Genomic DNA, 24,961 nt, shown 5'->3' on the forward strand with positions numbered 1-24,961 from the left:
GCGGTATCCGGGCAGTCCCTGAGCAGGGCGGGAAGGTCTTCCTTGTCCACAGGAATTGCCCACCGCGGGGACTTGTCCACAGGCTGTGCGCCGGATCTGTGGACACGGAAATAGATCAATCCCCACCCGCGACCCGTCAAGACGATTCAGGGTTCAAACCACCCTCACACACTCATTCGGGTGGGAATGGCTCGCTCCAAAGAGTTGATCGGCGATGTAGGGGTGACGCCGTTCACCTTCCGCTCCCCAGCGCGAAACCCGGGACCCCCGACCGATTTGTCGACCTTGTCGCGCCGCGATGTCGACTAGTCCACAGGTCCCCATCTCTGCCTGTGGATAACTCTGTGGACAGTGGAGGAAGAGCTACGCCCGGCCGTCGAGGCAGCGCGTCAGCCAGTCGGAAGCGGCCATGAAGTCTCCATCGGAGGTTCCGGGCCGCGGAGCGCGCACGTCACCCTGAGCGACACCGGCGCGCGGATAGGAGCCGAGGAAGCGGACCTGGGGGCAGGTGCGCTTGAGACCCATGAGCGCCTCGCTGACCCGGCGGTCGGAGATGTGACCCTCGGCGTCGACCGCGAAGCAGTAGTTGCCGATGCCCTCGCCCGTCGGCCGGGACTGGATCAGCATCAGGTTGACCCCGCGGACGGCGAACTCCTGGAGGAGCTCCAGCAGCGCACCGGGGTGGTCGTCCCCGAGCCACAGCACGACGGAGGTCTTGTCGGCGCCCGTCGGCGCGGCCGGCCGGGCGGGCCGCCCGACGAGGACGAACCGGGTCTCGGCGTTCTCCGCGTCGTGGATCTCGGTGACCAGCGGGACGAGCCCGTACGTGGCCGCCGCGAACTCGCCCGCGAAGGCGGCGTCGAAGCGGCCCTCCTGGACCAGCCGGGCCCCGTCGGCGTTGGAGGCGGCCGACTCCCACGTCGCGTCGGGCAGGTTCGCCCGCAGCCAGTTGCGCACCTGGGGCTGGGCGACCGGGTGCCCGGTGACGGTCTTGACGTCCGACAGCTTGGTACCGGGCCGCACGAGCAGCGCGAAGGCGATGGGCAGCAGCACCTCGCGGTAGATCATCAGCGGTTCGCCGGAGGCCAGCTCGTCCAGGGTGGAGGTGACCCCGCCCTCCACCGAGTTCTCGATCGGCACCAGGGCGGCCGCTGCCTCCCCGTTGCGTACGGCGTCCAGGGCGGCCGGGACCGACACCATCGGGACGAGCTCCCGGGTCGCGGCTTCCGGCAGTGTGCGGAGGGCGGCTTCGGTGAAGGTGCCCTCGGGACCGAGATAGGTGAAGCGGGTGGCCGACATGTGATCAGCCTAATGCCGGGCCCCCGACCGCCGGGTCGCTGTTCATCCTTCGAGCAGCCGCTGCCCCACGTACTCCCCGTCGCGGGGGCCGGGCGGGACCGCGTACAGCCCGCTGGACTCGTGCCGGATGAACTCCGACAGGGCGTCACCCCGGTCCAGCTTGCGCTGGACGGGGACGAAGCCGCGCAGCGGATCGGCCTGCCAGCAGATGAAGAGGAGACCCGCGTCCGGGGTGCCGTCGGCGGCGATCCCTTCGTGGAAGGAGAACGGGCGCCGGAGCATGGCGGCCCCGCCGTTCTGCTCGGGTGCGGAGATCCGGGCGTGCGCGTTGGACGGAATGACGGGCTTGCCGTCGGGTCCGATCTTGTCGAGAGCCATCTTCGTGGTCTCGGTGCCGCCGGTGAGGGGCGCGCCGGTGGCCTTCGTACGGCCTATGACCTGCTCCTGCTGGGCCAGGGACTGCTTGTCCCAGTCGTCGAGGAGCATGCGGATGCGCCGTACGACGGCATACGAGCCCCCGCCCATCCAGGCGTGCTCGGCGGGCCCGGGGCCGGCGGCGGGGACGAAGATCCGCTTGTCGAAGTCGGGCTGCGCGGGCTTCGGGTTGCCGGTGCCGTCGATCTGGCCCATGAGGTTGCGGGCGGTCATCGGTGCGGCGGTGGCGCCGGGGGACCGGTTGAAGCCGTTCATCTGCCAGCGGACCCGGGCTGCCTCCCCGGCCTCCTTCTGGAGGGTGCGCAGGGCGTGGAAGGCGACGAGCCCGTCGTCGGCGCCGATCTGGACCCACAGGTCGCCGTTGCTGCGCTGGGCGTCGATCCGGTCGGCGGAGAAATCGGGCAGCGGGTCGAGGGCGGTGGGGCGGCGGGCGGCGAGCCCGGTGCGCTCGAAGAAGGAGTGGCCGAAGCCGAAGGTGATGGTGAGGGAGGAAGGCCCGGCGTCGAGGGCGATACCGGAGTCCGCGCCCGATGCGGGCTTGCCCGCCATCAGCAGGCGTGCGGTGTCGGACCAGCGCCGCATCAGAGCGGCGGCCTCCTTGCGGCCGGCCCCGGGGGCCAGGTCGAAGGCGATGACGTGGCCCTTGGCCTGCAGCGGGTCGGTGATGCCGGCCTGGTGCTCGCCCTGGAAGGCGATGTGGGTGGCGCCGAGGGAGGCGAGGCTCCCGGGGGCCCCTGTGGCGCCGGCCGGGGAGTCGCCGAACGCGGAGTGCACGAGGGCGCCGCCGGTGGCGCCGAGCGCGAGCCCCGCGGCGCCCGCGGCGCCGACGGTGCCCAGCAGTCGGCGCCGGGTGATCTCGATGTCGGGGTTGCTCTCGGTCACGCTGGTCAGCCGATCTTCACGTTCTTCTGCACGGTCGTCTGGTCGATGTCGGAGGTACGGACGGTCACGTCGATCCGCCATTCCCCGGCCAGCGGCAGCTGGACGCCGGACGCGCTCCAGTGTCCGGGGGCCGCGCGCTCCGGGAGGAGCGGCAGGGGGCCGATGTCCTTGGCGGGGAGGGTGAAGGCGACTTTGATCTCGGGGATGTCGAGGGGCTGGCCCTGGGGGTCGTCGACCCAGACGTGGAGCGAGTTGGCGCCGACCCGGCCCGGGTCGACCTCGACACGGACCGAACCCTTGCCGTTCTGCCCGCCGGTGTCGAACGGCAGGCTGATCTTGATGGCGCGGTTGGGGACGGCGGTGGCCGCGGAGTCCGGCCCGCTCGCCCGCTCGGCGGTCCGGCCGGGTTCGGTGCTGGTGAGCACGGTGGTCACGGCGAGCAGGGCGATGGCGACCCCTGCCTCGGCAAGGACGGAGCGGCGCAGTCCCGCCCGGGCCGGATCGGCGTCGCGCACCTGCTTCTCGCGGGCGTTCTCCCGGGCGGCGCGCTGTCGGGCGAGCTGGGCGGCCCGCTTGGGGTCCTCGGGGACGGTGACGGAGGCCGGCGATGTTTCACGTGAAACATCGCGTTGCCGGGCGATCTTGGCAGGCTTCAGGGCGGGGGCATCGGTGAGCCGTGCGGTCCACGAGCGGGAGACGTAGGCGATGCCGACGAGGACGGCGACGAGCCCGATCTTCACCAGCAGGAGCTGTCCGTAGCTGGTCCCGGTGAGGGCCGACCAGCTGCCGACCTGGCGCCAGGACTGGTAGACGCCGGTGACGGCGAGGACCAGGACGCTGACGAACGCGACCCGAGAGAACCGCCGGACCGCCTCCCGCTCCATGTCCGGGACCTTGTGGAGGGCGACGAGCAGTGCGGTGAGACCTCCGAGCCAGGCGGCGACGGCCAGCAGGTGCAGGATGTCGGCGGGCATGGCGATACCGGGCTGGATGCCGGTAGAGGCGTGCTCGGACAGGGCCCAGGTGGCGGCGATGCCGCCGGCCACGACGGTTCCGCCGATGCCGAGGCCGAAGAGCAGGTCGTTCGCCTCCTTGTCCTTGTCCGACGCAGACCCAGACCCAGACGCCTTGTCCGCCCCGCGGTCCTTCTGCTTGCCCTTGCCCTTGCCCTTGCCCTTGGGCTTCGCCGCTTCCGCCGCTTCCGCGGCTTCGGCGGTCTTGCGCGCGTAGGCGCCGAACAGCACGGCGATGAACAGCGCGGCGGCGCCGAGGAGCAGCAGCCGGGAGACGAGGGAGGCACCGGTCTTGGTCTCCAGAACGGCCTTCAGGCCGTCGAGGTCCAGTGCGTCGGCGAACTTCCCCGACCCCGTGTACGGGGTGCGGAGCACCAGCATCACGAGAGTGGCGGCGGTCAGCGTGACCCACGCGCGCACGATGAGCTTCTGCAGCGGGCGCTGTGCCGCGCCGCGTCGCCAGCAGAGCAGGATGAAGGCCGCGCCGCCGACGAGGACGGTGAAACCGCCGTAGGCGGCATAGCGCGCGATGTCGTACGCGATGCCCACCGGTCCGCCGCCCGCCTGGGCGGTGGGCAGCGCCACGCTGGTCGCGGAGGGGGCGCCGATGGAGAAGGTGAAGGCTCCGGAGACGGGGTGGCTGTCGGCGGAGACGGCCTGCCAGGCGACGGTGTAGGTGCCGTCCGGCAGTCCGGAGTGCAGTGCGGTGCCGTAGCGGATGGTGGTTCCGCTGCACATGTCGCGCAGCTCACCGGTGTCCACCCGCTTGCCCTGCGGGTCCATGACGCGGATGGAGTCGTCGCCCAGGGCGACCTGCTCCGAGAAGGAGAGGGTGACCTGGGCGGGTGCCGTGGCGACCACCGCCCCGTCCTTGGGGTCGCTCGCGGTGAGCGCGGCGTGTGCCGAGGCCGGGCCGGCCGCGGTGAACAGGGCCGCCAGCAGGGCTGCGAGGACCAGCACGAGCCGCGGCAGAAGTGCCGGGGCCCGGACGCGGGCCGGGGAGGGGGCGATGGCCGTCATGGCGTGTCAGTACCTCGGTCCGTCAGTGGGCGCTGGTGTTCTGGGCGTTGTACGTCCGTTCCTTGACGTCCAGCTCGACCTTGACCGGGTCGGCCTTCTCGAAGCGCAGCTCGACGGTGACCTTGTCGCCGACCTTCGGCATGCTCTTCAGCCCCATGAGCATGACGTGGCTGCCGCCACGCTCCAGCCGGAGCTCGCCGTTGGCAGGCACGGGCATGGCCGCGACCTGCTGCATCTTCTGGTCCTTGGTCTCGTGGATCTGCAGATCGTCGGAGATCGGGCTGGTGACGGCCGTGAGCTTGTCGGCCGTCTTGGACCCGTTCTTGATGATCATGAACGCGCCGGCCATCGTGTCGTTCACGGGCTCCGGCATGAAGGCGCCGCTGACCGTCATCTTCGGCTTGTCCGCGCCGGCCTTGGCGTCGGAGTCCGAGGAACAGCCGGATATGGCGAGCGCTGCCGTCAGGGAGAGGGCGGCGGCGAGGGTGCGGGTGGTGCGGGCGTTCACGGGTTCTCTCCCTTGGCGATCTTCGGCAGGTCCTTGGTGTAGTCGTCGACGGTCGTGCCTTCGCCGTAGAGGAGGTATCCCTCGTCGGTCTTGGGCGAGAACGCGATGACCTGGGCACCGTGCATGGAGACGACGCTGCCGTCGGCCTCCTTCTTCGGTGCCTCGATACCGATGCCGAGCTTGCGCGCGGCTGCCTGGATGGTGGCGAAGTCCCCGGTCAGCCCGGTGAAGGACGGGTCCTGGGCCTTGAGCCACGCGCCGAGGGAGTCGGGAGTGTCCCGTTCGGGGTCGGTGGTGACGAACACGACCCGGAGGTTGTCCTGGTCGGCCTTCGGCAGTGCCTTCTTCGCGACGGCGATGTTGCTCACCGTCAGGGGGCACACGTCGGGGCAGTGGGTGTAGCCGAAGTAGATGAGCGTCGGCTTGCCCTTGGTCTGCTCGCGCAGGTTCCACGGCTTGCCGGTGGTGTCCGTCAGGACCAGCTCCGGCTTGTCGAAGGGGCGGTCGAGGACCGTGGCCTTGCCGGCCTTGGTCTGGCCGGTGAGCTGGGTGACCTCGTTGGTCTTGGCGGTCTCACCGCCGCCGCAGGCGGTGAGGGTGAGCGCGGCCGCCGCCACGAGGGCGGCGACCGTCACACGTGTGGTGCGCATGGAGGGATGTCCCTGGGATCGGGGATGTGGTGCACGGGCGGGCCGGCGACGAAGAAGGACCGGCCGCGCGCACGTTCTGGACTAAGGGGATACGGCCTGGGGCCGCCCGGGGTCAGGAGGCGCGGCGACGCGAGGCGACACCGAAGGCGACACCGCCGAGGCCGATGACGATGCCCGCGACGCCGAGGGCGCGCGCGGTGGTGTCGGAGCTGCTCTTGGCGGCCTCGCCGTGGCCCTTGTCGTCCTTGGCGGCGGCGTTCTTGTCGCCGTCGCCGTGGTGGTCGTCGGCGGCCTTGGCCGCGGTCAGCTTCAGGACGGGCGCCGGGTTCTGCGGCTCCGCCGCGCCCGCCTTCGTCTCCTCGATCCAGCGGACGACCTCGTTGTTGTCGTACGTCTGGATCGCCTTGAAGACCATCTGGTCGGCATTGTCGGGCAGCTTGCCGACGGAGACCGGGAACTGCTGGAACTTGCCGGGCTCGATCTTGCCGCCGCTCCAGGTCACCTTGGTGACGGCCTCGTTGACCTGCTTGCCGTGGACGGTGAGCGGCTTGTCGAGCTTGCTCTTCTCGATCGTCACGGTCCAGCCGGGGATGTCCTGCGGCATGACGGAGGTCAGCGGCTGGTCCACGGGGAAGTTGACTTCCAGCTGCGTGGTCGAGGCGTTGTCGCGCTCGTTCGGGACCTTGAAGTTGATGGTCGCGTAGCCGCCCTTGACGGCGTCCCCGGGCTGCACGCTGACGTGTGCGAAGGCCGTGCCGGACAGGACGAGGACGGAGCCGGCGGCAAGGGCGGCGGCGAAGGAGACGCGAGAGGTCTTCATGGCGGAACACTCCACAGAGGCAGGGTGACGGTGATTCCGCGCACGGGTGCGCGCGGAGTTCGCGGCACCGGTGCTTCCGCCGGGTGCTCCGGGGAGGGGTGCCGCGTCAGGCTGCGAGGGCGAGCGCGGTGGAGGGCGGCCCGCGCCTGATCACCGTGTGCTGGAGTGCGTCCCGGCCCGTGTGCGCGGTGGGTTCGGCTGCGGTACGGGCTGCCTGCGGGGCACCGGCCGGCGTACCCGCGAGCCCCGCGCCGAGGGCCCGTACGAAGGCCAGCGCGGCGCGCAGCGGACGTACCGGATCGGCTTCGGCGGAGCTGCGGGACAGCTCCACGAGCCGGAACAGGGCGGCGTCGCCGCGCCCCATCAGCCAGCCGGCTGCCAGAGCGGCCAGCAGGTGCCCGAGGAGCATGCCGGTGCTGAACAGGCCGGTGGCGGGCGCGGCGGCGGCCTGCGCGAGGTGCGCGTGGCCGGCGTGGACCGGTGCCGCTCCCTGCGCCGCGGCCTGGGCGGCCAGGGCGGCCGGATCCAGTCCGGCGGTCTCCAGGATCTGCCGGGCGTCGGCCGGGCTGAGCGGGACGGAGTTGCCCCCGCAGACCAGCCGGGCGGCGAGCGCCGCGAGCGAGGTGTCAGCGCCAGCAGGTGCTGGGGCAGAGGCCGCGCTGTGCTGGCCGAGGCCGAACACCGTGTGCAGTCCGAGCTGTCCGAAGGCGAGTCCGGCGGCGATGCCGGGCAGCGTCCGGCGGCGGCCCGCGAGCGGGGCGGCGACCGCGAACACGGCGAGGAAGGCGATGACCAGGGCCCACCAGGGCACCGTGGCGCAGGACGCCCGGGCGTGCCCGGCCGCGGACAGCACGACGCAGACCGCGGTGAACACCGCGGCCCGAAGCAGCCGGAGTCCGGCTCCGGCAGGCGTCGCGTGGGGGACAGTCATGGCCGGGCCATCATCGCACTGCCCTCACACCGCCCATACGGCAGGTCCGGAAGGTCGTGAGTGCCCCTGTACGAGGGCTTCACCTCGGGTGTCACCGCCGGGGCGGAGGCCCGTACGCCACCGCATACACCGCTGCTTCGGAGTGCCGCATCGGCCGAATGAGGGCTGTGGCGGCCGCCAGGGGCTTACGCCCCGCCGCGGGCGGCAATACGTAACCGTATGAGCATCTGGTGGTCTCTCCACTTGAGGCGCGAAGCCGCGAGCGTGCCGCTCGCCAGGCGGTTGCTGCTGGGGACGATGGAGACCGCGGGGGTGGACCCGGACATCTCCTTCGATCTCTCGGTGGCATTGAGCGAGGCCTGCGCGAACGCGGTGGAGCACGGCGGTCCGGCGGCCGAAGCCGGTGCCGGCGCGGAATCCCTCCCGGAGGCGTGCGCGGCGTACCGCGTCACCGCGTACCTGGACGGGGACTGCTGCCGCATCGAGGTGACCGATTCGGGGCCGGGTTTCCCCGCGGCGACGGTCTCGGGGCACAGACCCCCGCCGGCCGGCCCCTCCGAACCCTCGGAGAGCGAGCACGGCCGGGGCCTGTGGCTGATCGCGGAGCTCGCCGACCACGTCAGGTTGCGCAACCGGCCGGGCCGGGGCGCGGTGGTCAGCTTCGACAAGATCCTGAAATGGCGTGAGGGAGCGCTGCTGAAGGTGTCCTAGCGGAAGCCCCGGCGGAAGGGCCCCGGATACGCCGATGGACGGGACTCGCGTACGAGGTCCCGCCCATCGGAGGCGAACGCGGGGCCGGCCCGAAGGCCGGCCCAAGGGCGGGCGTCAGCCCTTCAGGCGCGCCATCCAGGCCTCGACATCGGCCGAGGCGCGGGGCAGCCCGGCCGACAGGTTCCGGTTGCCGTCCTCGGTGACCAGGATGTCGTCCTCGATGCGGACGCCGATGCCCCGGTACTCCTCGGGCACGGTCAGGTCGTCGGCCTGGAAGTACAGACCGGGCTCGACGGTGAGGCACGTGCCGGGCTCCAGCGTGCCGTCGACGTACGCCTCGGTGCGCGCGGCGGCGCAGTCGTGGACGTCCATGCCGAGCATGTGGCCGGTGCCGTGCAGGGTCCAGCGGCGCTGCAGGCCGAGCTCCAGGACACGCTCGACCGGGCCCTCCAGCAGGCCCCACTCGACGAGCTTCTCGGCGAGCACGTGCTGCGAGGCGTCGTGGAAGTCGCGGAACTTGGCACCCGGCTTGACGGCCGCGATGCCGGCTTCCTGGGATTCGTACACCGCGTCGTAGATCTTGCGCTGGATGTCGGTGTACGTGCCGCTGATCGGCAGCGTGCGCGTGACGTCGGCGGTGTAGAGGGAGTGGGTCTCCACACCGGCGTCGAGCAGCAGCAGGTCGCCGGAGCGGACGTCGCCGTCGTTGCGGACCCAGTGCAGGGTGCAGGCGTGCGGGCCGGCGGCGCAGATGGAGCCGTAGCCGACGTCGTTGCCCTCGACGCGGGCGCGCAGGAAGAAGGTGCCCTCGATGTAGCGCTCGGACGTGGCCTCGGCCTTGTCCAGGACCTTCACGACGTCCTCGAAGCCGCGGACGGTGGAGTCGCAGGCCTTCTGGAGCTCGCCGATCTCGAACTCGTCCTTCACGGCGCGGGCCTCGGAGAGGTAGACGCGCAGCTCCTCGTCGCGCTCCTTGGTGACCTTGTCGGTCAGGGCCGACTCGATGAGGGAGTCGTGGCCGCGCACGTTGCGTACGGGGCCCTCCGCCTCGGTCAGCTCGTCGGCGAGCTTGCGCACGTCCTTGGCCGGGATGCCCAGCAGCTGCTCGGCCTCGGCGAGGGAGTGGCGGCGGCCGACCCACAGCTCGCCCTGGCCGGAGAGCCAGAACTCGCCGTTCTCGCGGTCGGAGCGGGGCAGCAGGTAGACGGTGGCGGCGTGGCCGGTCTCGCCCGAGGGCTCGAGGACCAGCACGCCGTTCTCGGTCTGGTCGCCGGTCAGGTACGCGTACTCGGTCGAGGCGCGGAAGGGGTACTCGGTGTCGTTCGAGCGCGTCTTGAGGCGACCCGCGGGCACGACCAGGCGCTCGCCGGGGAAGCGCGCGGACAGCGCGGCGCGGCGGGCGGCGGTGTGCGCGGCCTGGGCGATCGGCTCCAGCCCGTGCAGCTCGGTGTCGGCCCAGCCCGTGCGCATGCTCTCCGCGAGTTCGTCGCTGACGCCCGGGTACAGCCCGTTCTTGCGCTGCTTGTGCTTCTTCTGGGGCTGCTCTTCTTCCGGGGTCTCCGGGGTGAGCTCCTCAGCCACGTCTTCTCCTCAGCTACGACACGTACGACAGCTACTGCAGGACCGGGTAGGACCGTATCCATCGTATGTGCGAGGGGAAGACGCCCGGCGGCGGGTGTGAGAATTCAGTCAAAACGGGCAGCGAGCAGGACGATGTCCTCCACTCCGTCCTCCGTGTCGGCCGTGGTGACCGTGGTGGCCGTGGTGGCGGAAGCCGCCGCAGGGGCGGAACCGGCGGGGGCGACCGCAGGATCGTCCGCGGGCAGCAACGTCCGCAGGATGTGGTCGCAGATGGCCGCCGGATCGTCCCGGATGGCCCGGGGCACCCCCGCGGCGGCCGCGTGCAGCCGTGCGTAGGCCCGGTCCATGGAGTCTCCGGTCCGCCGCAGCAGCCCGTCGGTGTACAGCAGCACCGTTTCTCCACGCGCGGGTTCGATCTCCACGCTCGGCGCCTCCCAGCACGACAGCATCCCGAGCGGCGCGGAGAGGGTGGTCTCCACGTACTCCGTGCGGTGCTCGCCGATGAGCAGCGGCGGGGCGTGCCCGGCTCCGGCCAGGATGATCTTCCGCCCCTGAGGGCCCCCGGCGGGTTCGCAGTACGCGAAGAGCGCCGTCGCGCAGCGCGCGGGCTCGGTCAGGCGCAGCAGCAGCTCCAGGTCGGACAGGACCGCGACGGGGTCTTCCCCCTCCATGACGGCGTACGCGCGCAGCGAGGCCCGCAGCCGTCCCATCGCGGCGACGGCGCTGGGCCCCGCCCCGCCGACGGAACCGACGGCCAGCCCCAGGGCGCCCTCGGGCAGCGGCAGCGCGTCGTACCAGTCGCCCCCGCCGCGCGGCCCGGTGTGGTGGCGGGCGGCGAGCTGCACCCCGGGGATCCGGGGGAGCCGGCTGGGCAGCAGCTCCTCGGCGACCGTGGCCAGACGCGTGCGGGAGCGTTCCACCTCCAGCATCCGGGCCAGGTGTTCGGCGGCGTGCCGCACGTAGAGCCCGGCGAGGTCGCGCTGGCGCTCGCTCGGCTCGGCCTGTTCGTCGTAGAGCCAGACGGCGGCTCCCAGCCGCCCCGTGGCCTCGGCCGTCAGCGGCAGTGCGTAGCTCGCGGCGTAGCCGAGCCGGGCGGCGACCTCGCGGTGGCGGGGGTCGACCGGGGTGCCGTACCCGTTCGAGCCGGGGGCGGCGTCGGGTTCGGGGAGCACCTCGGAGCCGCCCCGGGCGTCGGGGAGTCCGTCGAGGATGCGGCCGTACGAGGTCGCGGTGCGCGGGACGGTCTCGATGTGCCCGAGGTCCGCGCGGCCGAGGCCCAGGCCGATCGTGGTCGTCGGGCCGAGCCCGTCGGAGGGTTCCAGGACGACCAGGCCGCGGCGGGCGCCGACGAGGGCGGCTCCGGCGCGCAGGAACTCATGGAGGGAGGAGTCGAGGTCACGGGCGCGGGCGAGGCGCTCGGTGAGCTCGTGGAGGGTGGTCAGGTCGGAGACCATCCCCGCCAGCCTGTCCTGGATCACCGTGCTCGGTCCGGGGACCGCTGCCGCAGCCTGTGCGGGGGCGGTTCGGGCGGGCGTGGGCGCCGCAGTCTGCGGGACCGCGGTAACTGCTGGATCGATTCCAGCCACTTTCGGCAGATGCGGGGCGCTCATGGCGTCCGCCTTTCCACCTGGTGCGATTCGCCATATAGCATCGCAAACCCCCAGATCGTGCTGCGCCGCCATCAATGAATCCACATCTACACGCACACGAGGATCGATGTCCAGCATTGCCCAGGTGGGAATCCTGGTGTCCGTGAGACGGCAACTCACTGTCCAGCCAAGGCTAGAACTTGGCTGGAAAAAGCCGGAAGCGGACGGTTTTTGCGATCGACTGGTCGGGCGCCGGAGCGGCTCTGGGTACCTAATCGGTGGTGCCCGGGGAGAGTTGGCGCAGCCCGGCGGTTGCCGGGAACCGCCCGGCGCGGTCCGTCGTCCTTAGCGGCGGCAGCCGGTCTCGGCACTGGCGCGGGTCGCGTTCCGCCCCCGCCGGACGTTCCATGGACCCGTAAGAAGACTGCACGAACCGTGTGGACCTGCTTCAAGGCGGACAGTGACGCGAAACGTGTACGTGTGGTGAAACGCCGGTTACGTGGTGTGATGTGGCCCTCGGCGTTCAACGGAAAGGAACGAGCGCTCATGCGCGAGATCCTCGGAAGGCGTCTCCAGCGGCTCCGCGATCGCTTGAAAACCCTCCGCCCGGCCCCCGGGCAGAGCGGTGATCCGACCCTCCCCCTCCTCGACGCGGCGCTCACCTGCGCCACCGCCCGGCAGTGGCCGGTGCTGCCCGGCGTCGGCCGCTCCGGCGCCGACAGCAACCGGTGCGCCTGTCCCGATCCCGACTGCGTCGTTCCCGGCGCACACCCCTTCGACCCCGGGCTGCTCGCGGCCACCACCGACCCCCGGATGGTGTCCTGGTGGTGGACCAACCGGCCCACCGCTCCCGTACTGCTGGCCACCGGAGGGTCCGCGCCCTGTGCCGTGAGCCTGCCGGCCAACGCGGCCGCGCGGGCCGTCGTACGGCTGGACGCGCAGGGCATGCGGCTCGGCCCGATCGTTGCCACGCCCACCCGTTGGGCGCTGCTGGTCGCGCCGTACTCACTGGAGCGGCTCGGCGAACTCCTGTACGCCAAGGACCACGTGCCCTCCGCGCTGCGTTTCCACGGCGAGGGCGGCTACCTGTTGCTCCCGCCCTCCCCCGCCTCCGGCGGGGGGCAGGTGCGGTGGGAGCGCGAGCCCGAGGACGGCCCCGTCCCCGGCGGCCTGTGGCTGCCGGAGATCGAGGCCGTCGTGCATGCGCTGGTCGAGGCGAGCAGCGGGGCCTCGGGCGGCGGCAGTCGGCTCGCGTACTGAACCGGTGCTCCGGGCGCCCGCGGATCACTCGTACGGGTGCCAGTGCGACGTGTTTCCAAGGGAATTGGGCGCGGGGATCTCCGTGCCCCATTCCGGCATCGCTATCTTCGCCGAATGAATCTCCGCTTGATCGGTATCAGCGCCGGTGTGCTGATCATCTTGTCGCTCCCGCTGGCAGGAGCGATCGCCGGACCGGATTTCGACGGTCAGGACGACGGGAAAGGCGGCGGGTTGCTCTCCGCGCTCGGACTGGCCGATCCATCGGGCGGATCGCGTACGTCGACACCTGCCGCCGGGCCCGAGCGGCGGGCCGAGCCGGCGCGGGGAGCGCGGCCGGGGCAGCCGCCCGCTCAGCGGGCTCAGCCGGGCCCGTCCGAGCAGCCCCGTACGGATTCCAGGTGCGGCCCCGAACTCTCCTCCCCGCAAGGCCTGGAGGCGCAGACCTGCGTCCTCGTGGGCGAGGGCCGGACCTGGGGCCGCAGCTACTACCGCAACACCAGCGGGCGCGCGCTGGACGCCGTCCTGACGATGATGGGGCCGGCGGGGCGCACGGTGCAGATCCGCTGCGCGGTCGGGGCGGGCGACGAGCCGGGGCAGTGCGAGACGCCGCGTGAGGACTCGGCGGGGACGCCGGACGCCTACTCGGCAGTTGCGGAGTTTGCAGTTCCGGATGATGAAGGGCGGCTGCTGCTGCGGTCCGGGAGCAACTCACCGGCACCGTCCGACGGTTGAGCGACGGCGGAAATGTAAGGGCCCGGTCGCTGGCGACGGGGGATGCACCAGCGACCGGGCTACAAGAACGGTAACAAGAGATCGCCTGTTCGCAAATTCGATCTCTGATATTCAGACACCGATTTGCAGGCGATTAGCGGGAGTTGTGACCCCAGTCACCGGTCCTGCGGGCGCTCGGCGGTCAGCTGAGCGTGACCTGGCGGTTGGTGAGTCCGCCGCGAGCCCGGCGCTCCTCCGCGGTCAGGGGGGCGTCCGCGGCCAGGGCCGTGGCCAGCCGCTCCGCGAACTCCGCCGCGGGCTTCTCCACGTCGTCGGCGGTCACTCCGGTGGGCAGGTCCCAGACGGGGACCATCAGGCCGTGCGCCCGGAACGAACCGACCAGTCGGGTGCCCTCGCCGAGCGAGGAGGTGCCCGCGGCGTGCAGCCGCGCGAGGGCGTCGAGCAGCTTCTCCTCGGGGTGCGGCATGACCCAGCGCAGGTGGTTCTTGTCCGGGGTCTCGCACCAGTAGGCCGAGTCCACGCCGGCCAGCTTGACGGTGGGGATGGCGGCGGCGTTGGCGCGCTCGAGGGAGGCGGCGATCTCCGGGGAGGCGTTCTGAGCGCTCTCCGCATCCGGAATCCAGAATTCGAAGCCACTGTGCACAACCGGCTCGAAAACGCCGTCCGTGTCCAGGAGATCCTGAAGTCGCGGACCCTCGGCGGGAACGCGGCGGGCGGCCACCGGGGTGCCCGGTTCCGCGACGAGCGCGCGCTCCAGGGTGTCGGCCATGTCCCGGGCGAGGTCGCCGGTGGTCGAGTCGTTCTGGAGGCCGAGCAGGACGGACCCGTCCTCGCGGCGCAGCGCCGGCCAGGCCATCGGCAGTACGGTCACCAGCGTGACCGACGGGACGCCTTCGGGCAGGCCGCCCTTGAGCGTGAGCGGGATGGTCGCCGCGGGCACGAGCTCGCGCAGCGCCACCCAGTCGCACTCGGCGGGCAGGCCCTCGAAGGGGCGCGCCACGTGCTCGGTGACGGCGTGCGCGGCGGCCGCGCCGTGGCAGGCCTTGTAACGGCGCCCGGATCCGCAGGGGCAGGGCTCGCGTGCGCCCACCACCGGGATCTCCCCGTTCTTGAGCTGCGGCTTTGCAGTCTTCGCTGCGGGGCGCTTCTTGGCCATCGTGGGTGTCTCCCGGTTGCGGCGGTACGGCGTTGTGTCTGGGCGCGAGCCTAGCCGTTCGCGCCGCCGCAACCGGGAGGGTGCGGCCGGGAGCACGGTCGGCGTGCGCTCCCGGCGGCCGCTCGTTCGGACGGCCGGTGTCGTCGTCGGGGATCCGGGTCAGGGATCCGGTCACGGATGGAGATCGTCGAAGGCCGTGCTGAAGTCGATCGCCGGGGGCGCAACGCGCGTAGCGAAATCCTCGTGCCGGGCCCCGCACGCGACCGTCACCCATACGGTGACCTCGCCTGCCGCTCCGTCCCGCACACCCCAGTCCTGGGCGAGGGCGCTGATGATGTTCAGCCCCCGGCCGCCGCGCGCGGTGACCGAGGGCGTGGCCGGAACCGGGCGGGTGGGACCGCCCCCGTCCGTGACCTCGACCGTCAGCCGCCCCGCCTTGTCGATGCGCCACGCGGCGCGTATCTCCCCGTCCCCGACCTCTCCGGCGCTCAGTGGTCTGCCGTGTCGGCAGGCGTTGCTGAGCAGTTCGGAAAGGATCAGTACGGCGTCGTCCACGACCGATTCGGGCACCCCGCTCATACGCAATTGCTCACGCATGCGGCGCCTTGCCTCGCCCACGCCCGCAGGACCATGGCATACGTCCATACGCGAAGACGTGGGCACTTCCTGTGCCACCACCAACGCCACCCCCGGAACCTCCTTAGCCCCACGCCATGGTCTGGATGCCCCAATGGCCTGGACCGGAAACCGACCAAGCGGAGCCCTCTGACGCATTGATGTCGGACGATTGCGGAGCGGATGCGCCGGTGCACACCCTGTCACCTGAGTGGCGTGCGGGACGGGTGCGCAAAACGGGATGTCAGCGCCCTAGCTGTGACAGAACTTGTCGCGGTCTGTTCGTGATGATTGCTTCCACACCCAGATCAGCGCAGAGCTGAACGTCTTCCGGTTCGTTCACGGTCCATACGTGTACGGAGTGGCCCGCGCCCTGCAGCTTGCGGATGAACCCGGGGTGGCTGCGCACGATGCGCATCCCGGGACCCGCGATCCGCACCCCGGCCGGCAGCCGCCCGTCGCGCATCCGGGGCGAGATGAACTGCATCAGGTACACGGTCGGGACCGTCGGCGCGGCCGCCCGCACCCGGTGGAGGGAGCGCGCCGAGAAGCTCATGACGCGGACCGGGTGCGGGCCCTCGGCGGGCGGCGAGTCCAGCCCGAATCGCTTGAGGAGGAAGAGGAGCCGTTCCTCCACCTGTCCGGCCCAGCGGGTCGGGTGCTTCGTCTCGATGGCGAGCTGCACCGGCCGGCCGGCGTCGGAGACCAGCTCCAGGAGCCGCTCCAGGGTGAGTACGGAGGTGCGCTCGGGGTCGGCGTCCCAGTCCGGGGACTCCTCGCGGTCCTTCCAGGAGCCGAAATCGAGGGCGGCGAGGTCGGCCAGCTCCAGGGCGGAGACGGCGCCGCGGCCGTTGGAGGTGCGGTTGACCCGGCGGTCGTGGACCAGCACCAGATGTCCGTCGGCGGTGAGCCGGACATCGCATTCGAGGGCGTCGGCGCCGTACTCGATGGCCTTGCGGTAGGCGGCCAGGGTGTGCTCGGGGGCATCCTCCGAGGCGCCGCGGTGGGCGACGACCTGGATGGGCGGCAGTGCGTGGGTCACCGGGTCATGGTGCCACCGAGACGGCCCCGGGTGTCGGGCTCCGCCCTGCGGATGCGCCCGGAATGCCGGATATAAAGAATGGGGCAGACGCACAGGTCCGGCTTACAGTGCTCTGACGGGTCATAGGGAAGGCTTTTCCCAGGAACTTGTGCGGCACGTCGAACGTTCTGTCGGGCCGAATCGCCAGTTTTTCTGAAGCCGTGTGTGACGAGGAGAAGAGCGCTGTGAGCACCGAGAACGAGGGCACCGCGGCCCCGACGCCCCCCGCGGCCCCGTCCACACCCCCGGTGGCCGCTCCTGCCCCCGAGACGCCTGCGCCCGCACCGGCCGCCGAGACCCCGGCGCCGCCCGCTCCGGCCGCACCCGCCGCGGAGCCGGTCACCCAGCAGTTCCCGCCGGCGCCCGCGCCCGGCACGGAGCCGACCCAGCAGATCCCGCCCACCCCGCCCCCCGCAACGGGCCCGGCCTACGCCCAGGCCCCCGCGCCGCAGGCCCCGGCCGCGCACGGCGCCGAGGGCTGGCCGCCCCCGCCGCCCGCGGTCCCGGCGTACGGCTCGGGAGGCGGCCACGACGGCGGCGTCTGGGGCGCGCCCCCGACCGCCGACGGCTTCCCGCCCGCCAAGCCGAAGGGCAAGGGCGGCCTGGTCGCCGCCGTGCTCGTGGCAGCCCTTCTCGCCGGCGGCGTCGGCGGCGGCATCGGCTTCTGGGCCGCCGAGCGCAGCGGGAACGGCGTCGGCTCGACCACGGTCGCCGCGAGCAGCACCCCCAAGGACATCAAGCGGGAGGCCGGCTCGATCGCGGGCCTGGCCGCCGGCGCGCTGCCCAGCGTCGTCACCATCGAGGCCTCGGCCGGCGACGGCGAGGGCGGTACCGGCACCGGCTTCGTCTACGACCAGCAGGGCCACATCCTCACCAACAACCACGTGGTGGCCTCCGCCGCGAACGGCGGCAAGCTCTCCGCCACCTTCTCCGACGGCAAGAAGTACGAGGCCGAGGTCATCGGCCGGGCCCAGGGCTACGACGTGGCCGTGCTCAAGCTGAAGAACCCGCCGGCCGGCCTCAAGCCGCTGCCGCTCGGTGACTCCGACAAGGTCGCGGTCGGCGACTCGACCATCGCGATCGGCGCCCCCTTCGGCCTGTCCAACACGGTCACCACCGGCATCGTCAGCGCCAAGAACCGCCCGGTGGCCTCCGGTGACGGCTCCGGCGGCAAGAACTCGTACATGAGCGCGCTCCAGACGGACGCCTCGATCAACCCCGGCAACTCCGGCGGTCCGCTGCTCGACGGGCGCGGTGCGGTCATCGGCATCAACTCCGCCATCCAGTCGGCCGGCAACGGCGGCTTCGGCGGCGGCCAGGCCGGCTCCATCGGCCTCGGCTTCGCCATCCCGGTCAACCAGGCGAAGAACGTCGCCGAGTCGCTGATCAAGACCGGCAAGCCGGTCTACCCGATCATCTCGGTCTCCGTGGACCTCCAGTCCAAGACCGACGGCGCCAAGATCTCCGAGCAGGGCGCGCCCGCCAACGACCTGGTCGACCCCAACGGTCCGGCCGGCAAGGCGGGCCTCAAGCCCGGCGATGTGATCACCCGGTTCGGCGACAAGCCGATCGACAGCGGCCCGACCCTGATCAGCGAGATCTGGACGCACAAGCCGGGCGACGTGGTGAAGCTGACCTACCTGCGCGACGGCAAGCCGACCACCGTCGACATCACCCTCGGCTCGCGGGTGGGCGACAAGTAACGACGCCCGGCCCGGGCGCGAAACCGACGGGGCCGCTGGCTTGATGGGGAGGGGCCGTGGGCGCGAATACGCCTACGGCCCCTCCCAACGTCCGCTTATGCTTCCCATGTGTTCGATTCCCGGCACATACGTACTTTCCACGAAGTGGTGGCCTCCGGGTCCTACTCGGCGGCAGCCCGCGCCCTCGGGTACACCCAGCCTGCGATCACGCAGCAGATGAAGGCGCTCGAACGCGCCGTCGGCACCCCGCTCTTCACCCGGGTCGGCCGCAAGATGCAGCTCACCGAGGCCGGCGAGTCCATGGCCCGGCACGCCGAGTCCATCCTCGGCAGTCTCTCCGCCGCCGAGGCACAGCTCAAGGCGTACGCCCGCCTGCGCACCGGGCGGGTCCGGCTGTGCGGCTTCCCCAGCGCCAACGTCACCCTGGTCCCGGAGGCCCTGAGCGACCTGGCCAAGGACCATCCGGGCATTCAGGTCGAGCTGTTGGAGGGGGAGCCCCCGGAGTCGCTGCGCCGACTGGAGCGCGGGGAGTGCGACATCACCCTGGCTTTCACCTATCCCGGGCTCCACGAGGAGATCCCGGAGGAGGTCGCCGAGGTCAGGCTGCTGGAGGACCAGCTGACGGTGCTGCTCCCGACCGGGCACCCGCTGGCCCGGCGGCGGGCCGTGCACCTGGCCGATCTCGCGGAGGAGCGGTGGATCGCCGGCTGCCCGCGCTGCCGGGCGAACCTGCTGCACGAGTGTGCCGAGCTGGGCTTCGTGCCCGACATCCGGTTCGCCACGGACGACAACCTGGTCGTGCAGAGCATGGTCGGGCAGGGGCTCGGCGTGGCGATGATGCCCGCGCTCGTGCTGCCCTCCCTCTCCCTGAACAAGGTGTGCGGGCGGCCGCTCCAGCCCGCCGCGCGCCGGCACATCGCCGCGTACGTCTACCGCGACCATCTGCGCATCCCGGCGACCTCCGTGGTCCTGGGCGCGCTCAAGCAGGTGGCTGCGAACCGCGTCGGCTGCTGATCACCGGACCGTCCTTCCCCTTGAATTCATAAGCAGTGCTTTGGATTTCAGGTGAGAACTGTCGTTGGACGTGATGGATCGGCTGTCCGACGCTGCGGGTATGACCACCACTACGCCGGCCCGTACGACCGCGAGGATGGCCGCCCTCGTCAGTGAGATCCGTACGGTCGTGGACCGGGGGCTGGCCCCGGACCTGACCGCCTACCTCGTCGGCGAGCGCGTCGCCCCGCACCTGGGCACGCCCGACCTGCTCACTCCCGAGCAGCGCGTAGGGAACCCCGACCGGTACCGGCAGCACGTCCTGCACGCCGAGCCGGACGGAAGCTTCTCGGTGGTCGCACTCGTGTGGCTGCCCGGTCAGGAGACCGCCATCCACGACCACGTCTCGTGGTGTGTGGCCGGGGTGCACGAGGGTGAGGAGAGCGAGCTCCGCTACCGGCTGGCCCCCGCGACGGGAGACGCCTGCGCCCGACTGGTGGCTACCGAGCATGTGGTCAACGGCCCCGGTGACGTCTGTGGATTCGCCCCGCCCGGCGATATCCACAAGGTCTACAACTCCTGTCGCACCACGGCGATATCCCTGCACGTCTACGGAGCCGATGTCGTCCGCCTGGGCAGCAGCGTCCGCCGCGTCTACACGCTCCCCACCGACTGATGGCCCTGCTGAACCGCCCTGTACGCGGGGCGGACACCGAGGGCGACAAGCATGTTTCACGTGAAACATCCTCGTCCTGGCCCGGGTTGGGGATGGCGGCCGCCGGAGTGCTGGTGGCGTGGTGCGTGCACCGGCTGGTGCCCGCGGTACCCATGCTGACCGCGTCGGTGGTGCTCGGCATCGCGGCGGCCCACCTCCCGGGCATACGCGAGGTCGTACGCGGATCAGCCCGCCCGGGCCTCTCGCTGGCCGGGCGCCGGCTGATGCGGATCGGCATCGTCCTGCTGGGCCTCGGCCTGGGCCTGGACCAGGTGCTCCGGCTGGGCTGGGCCACGGTGGCGATGGTGGCCGCGGTGGTCGCCGCCACCTTCTTCGGCACCCTGTGGCTGGGCCGACGGCTGGGGCTTCCCGGGGACCAGCCGCTGCTGATCGCCACCGGGTACTCGATCTGCGGGGCCTCGGCCATCGGCGCGGTGAGCCAGGTATCGGGCAGTGACGAGGAGGACGTGGCCGCCTCGGTGGCGCTGGTGACCCTGTGCGGGACGCTGGCCATCGCGGTCCTCCCGCTCCTCCAGGGCCCCTTGGGGCTCTCGGACCCGGCCTTCGGGCGCTGGGTCGGCGCGAGCGTCCACGACGTCGGCCAGGTGGTGGCCACCGCGCAGACCGCGGGCCCGGGCGCGCTCGGCGAGGCCGTCCTGGTCAAGCTGATGCGGGTGGCCCTGCTCGCCCCGCTGGTGGCCGCGGTGGCCTTCTCCGTACGGGCGCGGCGGCAGGGAGTGCGCACGCCCTCGGGGCGGCGCCCGGCGCCGGTGCCGCTGTTCGTGGCCGGGTTCCTGGCCGCGGCCGGGCTGCGCGCCACCGGGGTGCTGCCCGACGCGGCACTGGACTGGGCGCACACCGCACAGGAACTGCTGCTGGCGGCGGCCCTGTTCGGGCTGGGCAGCGCGGTGGACCTCCCCCGGCTGGCCCGGACCGGCGGCCGGGCCGCGGTACTGGGGCTCGGGGCCTGGCTGGTGGTGGCGGGGGTCTCGTACGCGGGCGTACTGCTGACGGTATGACCTCGGCGAGCCGGTTCTCATGGTCCGGCGAAGGGAGTTGGCCAATTCCTGGCCGGAACCGACCGAACGTTCCGACCGTCTCCTGACTTCTCGTTCCGCACGTGCGACCCTGCGGCCGATCCGCACCGACAGCTCTTCACCCCCACCCTGCCCGTTCCGACGGGACCGGGCACGGCAGAAGGAGTCCTGCGTGAATCGTCATCGCACGGCAGCATCGGTCCTCATGGCGGCGGGCGCCCTGATCGCGGGCGCGCTGACGGCGGCCGCCCCCTCGGCCGCCGCCGACTCCCCGGCCTCGTTCAAGCAGCAGCACACCCAGGGTTTCTGGACCGCCGAACGGATGCGCGGCGCCACCCCGCTGGACGTGACGGCAGCGCCGGGGACCGGGCGGGCGCCGGTCGCGGCGGCCGCACCCCGGCCCACGGCGGTCGCCCCGACGGCGGCATCCGCCCCCGCGGCCTCCCCGGCGTCGTTCCCGCAGGCGGGCGGCGCGTGGACGGGCGGCGGCGCGGTGGTCAAGACCTCGGGCCGCGTCTTCTTCACCTTTGGCGACCGTACGGCGTCCTGCTCCGGTGACTCGATCACCAGCGCCAACGGCAGCACGGTCATCACCGCCGGCCACTGCGTGAAGTACCAGGGCACCTGGCACACCAACTGGATCTTCGTACCCGCGTACGAGAACGGGAACGCGCCCTACGGCCAGTGGTCGGCCACCAAGACCTTCGCGACGGACCAGTGGGCCGCCAGCGAGGACATGAACATGGACGTCGGCCTCGCCGTCGTCGCTCCGCTGAACGGCCAGAAGCTCAGCCAGGTCGTCGGCGCCCAGGGAATCCTGTTCAACGGCGGCTACAACAAGAAGATGTACTCGTTCGGGTTCCCGGCGGCCGCGCCGTACGACGGCACCAAGCTGGTCTACTGCAGCGGGAACACCGGCAAGGACTTCCTGCTGACCAAGGACCACAGCCTGGGCTGCAACATGACCGGCGGCTCCAGCGGGGGCCCGTGGTTCCAGGACTTCAACGAGGCCACGGGCCTGGGCACCCAGGTCTCGGTGAACAGTTTCGGCTACACCTTCCTGCCGAACCGGATGTTCGGCCCGTACTTCGGCAACGAGGCGAAGGCGGCCTATGACAAGGCCCAGAATTCCTGACCCGGCCGCCCCCCACCTGCCGGTACTCTGTACCGGCCAGGTGGGTTGCCCGAGCGGCCTAAGGGAACGGTCTTGAAAACCGTCGTGGCGCGAGTCACCGTGGGTTCAAATCCCACACCCACCGCCAGACCAGAGAAGTAGCAGGTCAGAGGGCGGGTCCCCGATGAGGGGACCCGCCCTCTCCGCTCACCACGGTGTTCGGATCGCAGCGGGGACATGGCGCTCCGCCGCGGTCCGGGCCATGGTCCGGAGCCTGGTGAAGTACGAGGCGCAGTACTCCTCGTTGATCAACGGCACGACCTTGTCGAGGTCGGCGATGCAGCTCCAGAGGCGGGCCACGCCACTGTCGTCGAGGCCGCGTTTCAGCTCGCTCAGCACAGAACCGGCGGCGTCGGCGTCGAGGAGGACGAGATCCACGCCGTCGAAGTCCACGCCGCGGAAGCCGTCGGGGAACGGCGCGCGCATGTGTTCTTCCCACAGCCTGGCGAGTACCCCTTCGGGCTGTGCTCCGCCCGCGTCGGCGGCCGTCTCTTCCGTCATGTACGGAGGGTGAAGGAGCAGGGAGACGGCATCGAAGACGGCACGCACCAAGAAAACGGCTTGGGCCTGCCGGAGAGCGGCACTCGACTCGGCCCCCCGTGTGAACCTGTCGCGCAGCTGTCGGCTGCGGTCGAGTTCGGCGGCGAGTGCGGCCGTGATGAGTCCTGCGTCCGTGGCCCGCCCGATCAGGGTGCCGAGCGGTTCGTTCGAGGCCAGACGCTCGGCGAGGACGTGCTCCAGGGCGAACAGGGAGTGCGTGACGGCAACGGTGGCGAACTCGTACCGGTAGTAGGAGTGCCGTATGAGCTCACGGGAGGTCTCCAGCGCGCTCATGACGTACATCGACGCCCCGCCGGGCAGAACCAGGTCGGCAACCAGGCCGTGCATGTCCGCGTAGTCGAGTACGTCGTGGGAGGCGCGGGGGTCCCGTACCGGCAGCAGGAGCGGGTCGGGCGGTGGTGGCATGGCGTTCACCGGTGCAGTCTTGCCGCCGGATGGCCGGCGGTGCCATCGGATTGTGCGGGGCGGCGGGGCGGCGGGCGGCGGGGCGTGCCGGTGGGCTACGCCAGTGCGGCCCGCCAGTCGTTGCTCGTGTGCCACTGGCCCGGCGGGTACTCGAACTCGGTCTCGCCGAGGAGTACGAAGCCCGCGGCGCGGCAGACGGCGTTGGATGCCGCGTGGTCGACGGACGGGAAGGCGTGGAGGTGGCGGCGCGCGCCGTGCGCGGACGCGTGGGCGATGACCGCGCGGGCCGCCTGCGCGGCGAGGCCGCGGCCCTGGAACCCGGGGAGGACGCCCCAACCGGTCTCGTAGACCTCCTCGTCCTTCCACACGCGCTCCCAGAAGGCGATCGTGCCCACGCTCTCGCCCTCGGCGACGATCCGGAACACCCGTCCGGCCGCCGGCTCGCGGGCGCTCATCGCCAGGTACCGCTGATGGCGCTCCCGGAGCTTGGCCTCGGTCTCCGGGCCGCCGAGGTGTTCGGTCATGACGGGCTCGTTCTTGCGCAGCAGCAGCCAGAAGTCGTCCTCGGCCCAGGGCACGAGCTGCAGGGATGCATCCATGCAGCCACCGTAGGCACGGCCCCGACCGGCAAGACACCCCTTAGGCCCTTCGAGTGGTGTTTGTCGGAAGATCGGCGCGGGTCGTGGGGGCACTGCGGTTGCGACCACATCATGACGAATGTATGCAGATCCGCCCGTCGGAACATCGCGAAACGAAGGACCTCGTCATGGCTCACCGCATCACCGTCACGTCGATCTGGACCGCAGTCGTCGCCGTCCTCGTGGTCCTCCTCGCCTCCCTCGGGTTCGGCGCCAAGGCCGCCCCGGCCGCCAACGCCCCGGCTCCTGCTCCTTCCCGTCGCGCGGCGGCCGCCGTACGCCGGCCGGCCCGGCCGATGGGACGACGGAGCTGGCGGGCGATGATGCGCGGCGGATCGCTCCCGCCGACCATCAAGCAGCGGATCCGCGCCGAGGCGCACGGCAAGGCCCCGTCCGTCCGCCGCTCGACCACCGCCGCCGCGTCCCTGGCCGGGAGCAGCTCCGGAGCCGCCCGCGAAGACCTCGATCTGGTCGCGTAGCACCCGTACGGCGTCGTCGTGCACCGCGTATCCCGTACCAACGCGGTAGGCGGTCGAGAGTGGTAATGGCAGCAGCAGGCGCTGGAGCCCGGTCGGCAGGTCGCGACCGCGGATCGCGCCGGTGATGTGCCCCGGAGCGGGGCACGGTGGGATGGCCCCGGCGGGCGCCGGGGGCGTGCAGGGGGCGTGAAGCCTGGCATTGCAGGGCCGCAGGCCCGGGAGACGGTGGGGTTCCCGGACGGAGCGGCCCTTTTCGGCATGTCCGGCGCACATGAGTTTGAGGGAACGTTTCAGCCCAGATCCGGCGGTGGTTTCGGCCGGCTCCGCCGCTCTGACCAGCGGCGTTGGGGTGCGAATGGGGTTTATCCGATGTTGCTCATACTTGCGGGGGAATCGTGGACTCCGGGCTGGTTCGCCGGGGATTCGGTGGGCAACTCTGGTGTCGCGACGTCGTCACCACGCAACGACCGAGGCGGTCGGCCAACTGCCTTGGAGCAAGTCCCACTTCGCTTTTCTGGAGGATTCAGACATGGCAAGCATCCGTACCGCCCGCGTCTTCGCCGCCGTCGCCGCTCTCCCCCTCGCCGTTTCCCTCTTCGGCGGTGTGGCCTCAGCCGACAACGGCTCCTTCGCGAACGACGGATCGAATGCGAGCGTCGCCGGCATCATCGGCAGCGGTGTCGGCGGGAACAACAGCGGCAACTCGTCGACTTCCCAGCAGGTGGCCACCGGCTCCGGTGCGTCCAACCAGAACAACACCGCGCAGGTGAACGGCTCGGCCTTCACGGCGATCCAGCAGGGCAACGCCGCTCTCAACTTCCACCCCTGGTGGTAGTCGATCGCCGAGTCCTCTGAGTCTTGAGGGCGCCTGTGCCACCGGACCGGCTGGGGTCCGGTGGCACAGGCGCCCTCGCGCGTTCTCGCGTCCGCGCGCCGATCCGCAACGCCGGTCCCGCGCACAGATCCGCGCGCA

General features: G+C 71.5%; 24 protein-coding genes and 1 tRNA gene. 11 read left to right on the forward strand and 14 right to left on the reverse strand.

The genetic code is table 11. The features are described 5' to 3' along the window. Positions 1–363: 363 nt before the first annotated feature. The 7 genes from pheA to ACFXGI_RS09620 all read right to left on the reverse strand — a co-directional run bounded on the left by pheA (position 364) and on the right by ACFXGI_RS09620 (position 7,558). Positions 364–1,299 (reverse strand): prephenate dehydratase, encoded by a 936-nt coding sequence (pheA, locus tag ACFXGI_RS09590; RefSeq protein ID WP_229338015.1) that lies wholly within the window; start codon positions 1,297–1,299, stop codon positions 364–366. A gap of 42 nt (positions 1,300–1,341) precedes the next feature. Beyond that, complete coding sequence (efeB, locus tag ACFXGI_RS09595) at positions 1,342–2,625, reverse strand: iron uptake transporter deferrochelatase/peroxidase subunit (RefSeq protein WP_384704936.1); 1,284 nt, start codon at positions 2,623–2,625, stop codon at positions 1,342–1,344. Continuing rightward, positions 2,622–4,649 carry a copper resistance CopC/CopD family protein gene (locus ACFXGI_RS09600; RefSeq protein ID WP_384704865.1) on the reverse strand — a complete coding sequence of 676 codons (2,028 nt, stop codon included), beginning with the start codon at positions 4,647–4,649 and terminating at the stop codon, positions 2,622–2,624. The genes efeB and ACFXGI_RS09600 overlap by 4 nt, the downstream gene beginning before the upstream one ends. 22 nt (positions 4,650–4,671) lie before the next feature. Continuing rightward, positions 4,672–5,157: a copper chaperone PCu(A)C gene (locus tag ACFXGI_RS09605; RefSeq protein WP_384704866.1), complete on the reverse strand. Its 486-nt coding sequence runs from the start codon at positions 5,155–5,157 to the stop codon at positions 4,672–4,674. After that, positions 5,154–5,807, reverse strand: coding sequence for an SCO family protein (locus ACFXGI_RS09610; protein ID WP_384704867.1), 654 nt, complete (start codon positions 5,805–5,807; stop codon positions 5,154–5,156). The genes ACFXGI_RS09605 and ACFXGI_RS09610 overlap by 4 nt, the downstream gene beginning before the upstream one ends. A gap of 112 nt (positions 5,808–5,919) precedes the next feature. Continuing rightward, positions 5,920–6,627 (reverse strand): YcnI family protein, encoded by a 708-nt coding sequence (locus ACFXGI_RS09615; protein WP_384704868.1) that lies wholly within the window; start codon positions 6,625–6,627, stop codon positions 5,920–5,922. A 106-nt stretch (positions 6,628–6,733) separates the two neighbouring features. Next, positions 6,734–7,558: a hypothetical protein gene (locus tag ACFXGI_RS09620; RefSeq protein WP_384704869.1), complete on the reverse strand. Its 825-nt coding sequence runs from the start codon at positions 7,556–7,558 to the stop codon at positions 6,734–6,736. A 219-nt stretch (positions 7,559–7,777) separates the two neighbouring features. Between ACFXGI_RS09620 and ACFXGI_RS09625 the strand changes: the two genes are divergently transcribed. Then, positions 7,778–8,269, forward strand: a complete 492-nt coding sequence (locus tag ACFXGI_RS09625; RefSeq protein ID WP_030857836.1) for an ATP-binding protein — start codon at positions 7,778–7,780, stop codon at positions 8,267–8,269. Between the two features lie 114 nt (positions 8,270–8,383). Here the strand turns inward: ACFXGI_RS09625 and ACFXGI_RS09630 are convergent, their stop codons facing one another. Together ACFXGI_RS09630 and ACFXGI_RS09635 are read right to left on the reverse strand one after the other, a co-directional pair. Then, a complete protein-coding gene (locus ACFXGI_RS09630) occupies positions 8,384–9,850 on the reverse strand; it encodes an aminopeptidase P family protein (RefSeq protein WP_384704870.1) in 1,467 nt (488 codons plus the stop codon). Between the two features lie 104 nt (positions 9,851–9,954). Next, complete coding sequence (locus ACFXGI_RS09635) at positions 9,955–11,577, reverse strand: PP2C family protein-serine/threonine phosphatase (RefSeq protein WP_384704871.1); 1,623 nt, start codon at positions 11,575–11,577, stop codon at positions 9,955–9,957. A gap of 408 nt (positions 11,578–11,985) precedes the next feature. Here ACFXGI_RS09635 and ACFXGI_RS09640 point away from each other — a divergent pair, with 408 nt between their 5' ends. After that, a complete protein-coding gene (locus tag ACFXGI_RS09640) occupies positions 11,986–12,699 on the forward strand; it encodes a bifunctional DNA primase/polymerase (RefSeq protein WP_384704872.1) in 714 nt (237 codons plus the stop codon). 114 nt (positions 12,700–12,813) lie between these two features. Next, positions 12,814–13,431: a hypothetical protein gene (locus ACFXGI_RS09645; RefSeq protein ID WP_384704873.1), complete on the forward strand. Its 618-nt coding sequence runs from the start codon at positions 12,814–12,816 to the stop codon at positions 13,429–13,431. 181 nt (positions 13,432–13,612) lie between these two features. Here the strand turns inward: ACFXGI_RS09645 and ACFXGI_RS09650 are convergent, their stop codons facing one another. The 3 genes from ACFXGI_RS09650 to ACFXGI_RS09660 form a co-directional block, all read right to left on the reverse strand. After that, positions 13,613–14,587, reverse strand: a complete 975-nt coding sequence (locus tag ACFXGI_RS09650) for a DUF5926 family protein (RefSeq protein ID WP_384704874.1) — start codon at positions 14,585–14,587, stop codon at positions 13,613–13,615. A gap of 171 nt (positions 14,588–14,758) precedes the next feature. Next, positions 14,759–15,361: an ATP-binding protein gene (locus ACFXGI_RS09655; RefSeq protein WP_384704875.1), complete on the reverse strand. Its 603-nt coding sequence runs from the start codon at positions 15,359–15,361 to the stop codon at positions 14,759–14,761. Between the two features lie 85 nt (positions 15,362–15,446). Continuing rightward, positions 15,447–16,244 carry a glycerophosphodiester phosphodiesterase gene (locus ACFXGI_RS09660; RefSeq protein WP_384704876.1) on the reverse strand — a complete coding sequence of 266 codons (798 nt, stop codon included), beginning with the start codon at positions 16,242–16,244 and terminating at the stop codon, positions 15,447–15,449. A gap of 224 nt (positions 16,245–16,468) precedes the next feature. Here ACFXGI_RS09660 and ACFXGI_RS09665 point away from each other — a divergent pair, with 224 nt between their 5' ends. The 6 genes from ACFXGI_RS09665 (at position 16,469) to ACFXGI_RS09690 (ending at position 21,993) form a co-directional block, all read left to right on the forward strand. Beyond that, on the forward strand, positions 16,469–17,986 hold the full coding sequence (locus tag ACFXGI_RS09665) for a S1C family serine protease (protein WP_384704877.1): 1,518 nt from the start codon (positions 16,469–16,471) through the stop codon (positions 17,984–17,986). A 108-nt stretch (positions 17,987–18,094) separates the two neighbouring features. Further along, positions 18,095–19,000, forward strand: a complete 906-nt coding sequence (locus tag ACFXGI_RS09670; RefSeq protein ID WP_384704878.1) for a LysR family transcriptional regulator — start codon at positions 18,095–18,097, stop codon at positions 18,998–19,000. Between the two features lie 100 nt (positions 19,001–19,100). Continuing rightward, complete coding sequence (locus tag ACFXGI_RS09675; protein ID WP_384704879.1) at positions 19,101–19,655, forward strand: cysteine dioxygenase; 555 nt, start codon at positions 19,101–19,103, stop codon at positions 19,653–19,655. Then, entirely contained in the window at positions 19,655–20,713 is a 1,059-nt protein-coding gene (locus tag ACFXGI_RS09680) for a YeiH family protein (RefSeq protein ID WP_384704880.1), read from the forward strand. Before ACFXGI_RS09675 ends, ACFXGI_RS09680 begins: the two co-directional genes overlap by 1 nt. 190 nt (positions 20,714–20,903) lie before the next feature. Beyond that, positions 20,904–21,866, forward strand: a complete 963-nt coding sequence (locus ACFXGI_RS09685) for a trypsin-like serine peptidase (protein ID WP_384704881.1) — start codon at positions 20,904–20,906, stop codon at positions 21,864–21,866. A gap of 39 nt (positions 21,867–21,905) precedes the next feature. Continuing rightward, positions 21,906–21,993 (forward strand) — tRNA-Ser (locus ACFXGI_RS09690). 59 nt (positions 21,994–22,052) lie between these two features. On the opposite strand, the gene ACFXGI_RS09695 is transcribed toward ACFXGI_RS09690, so the two are convergent. Further along, the gene (locus ACFXGI_RS09695) at positions 22,053–22,871 is read right to left on the reverse strand and encodes a hypothetical protein (RefSeq protein ID WP_384704937.1); all 819 of its coding nucleotides are present in this window, start codon (positions 22,869–22,871) and stop codon (positions 22,053–22,055) included. Between the two features lie 95 nt (positions 22,872–22,966). Continuing rightward, the gene (locus ACFXGI_RS09700) at positions 22,967–23,470 is read right to left on the reverse strand and encodes a GNAT family N-acetyltransferase (protein WP_384704882.1); all 504 of its coding nucleotides are present in this window, start codon (positions 23,468–23,470) and stop codon (positions 22,967–22,969) included. A 167-nt stretch (positions 23,471–23,637) separates the two neighbouring features. Here ACFXGI_RS09700 and ACFXGI_RS09705 point away from each other — a divergent pair, with 167 nt between their 5' ends. Then, a complete protein-coding gene (locus ACFXGI_RS09705) occupies positions 23,638–23,988 on the forward strand; it encodes a DUF6344 domain-containing protein (RefSeq protein WP_384704883.1) in 351 nt (116 codons plus the stop codon). A 529-nt stretch (positions 23,989–24,517) separates the two neighbouring features. Continuing rightward, on the forward strand, positions 24,518–24,823 hold the full coding sequence (locus ACFXGI_RS09710) for a hypothetical protein (RefSeq protein ID WP_384704884.1): 306 nt from the start codon (positions 24,518–24,520) through the stop codon (positions 24,821–24,823). Positions 24,824–24,961 lie beyond the last annotated feature (138 nt).

The organism is Streptomyces sp. NPDC059355 (assembly GCF_042752335.1).
Classification (GTDB): domain Bacteria; phylum Actinomycetota; class Actinomycetes; order Streptomycetales; family Streptomycetaceae; genus Streptomyces.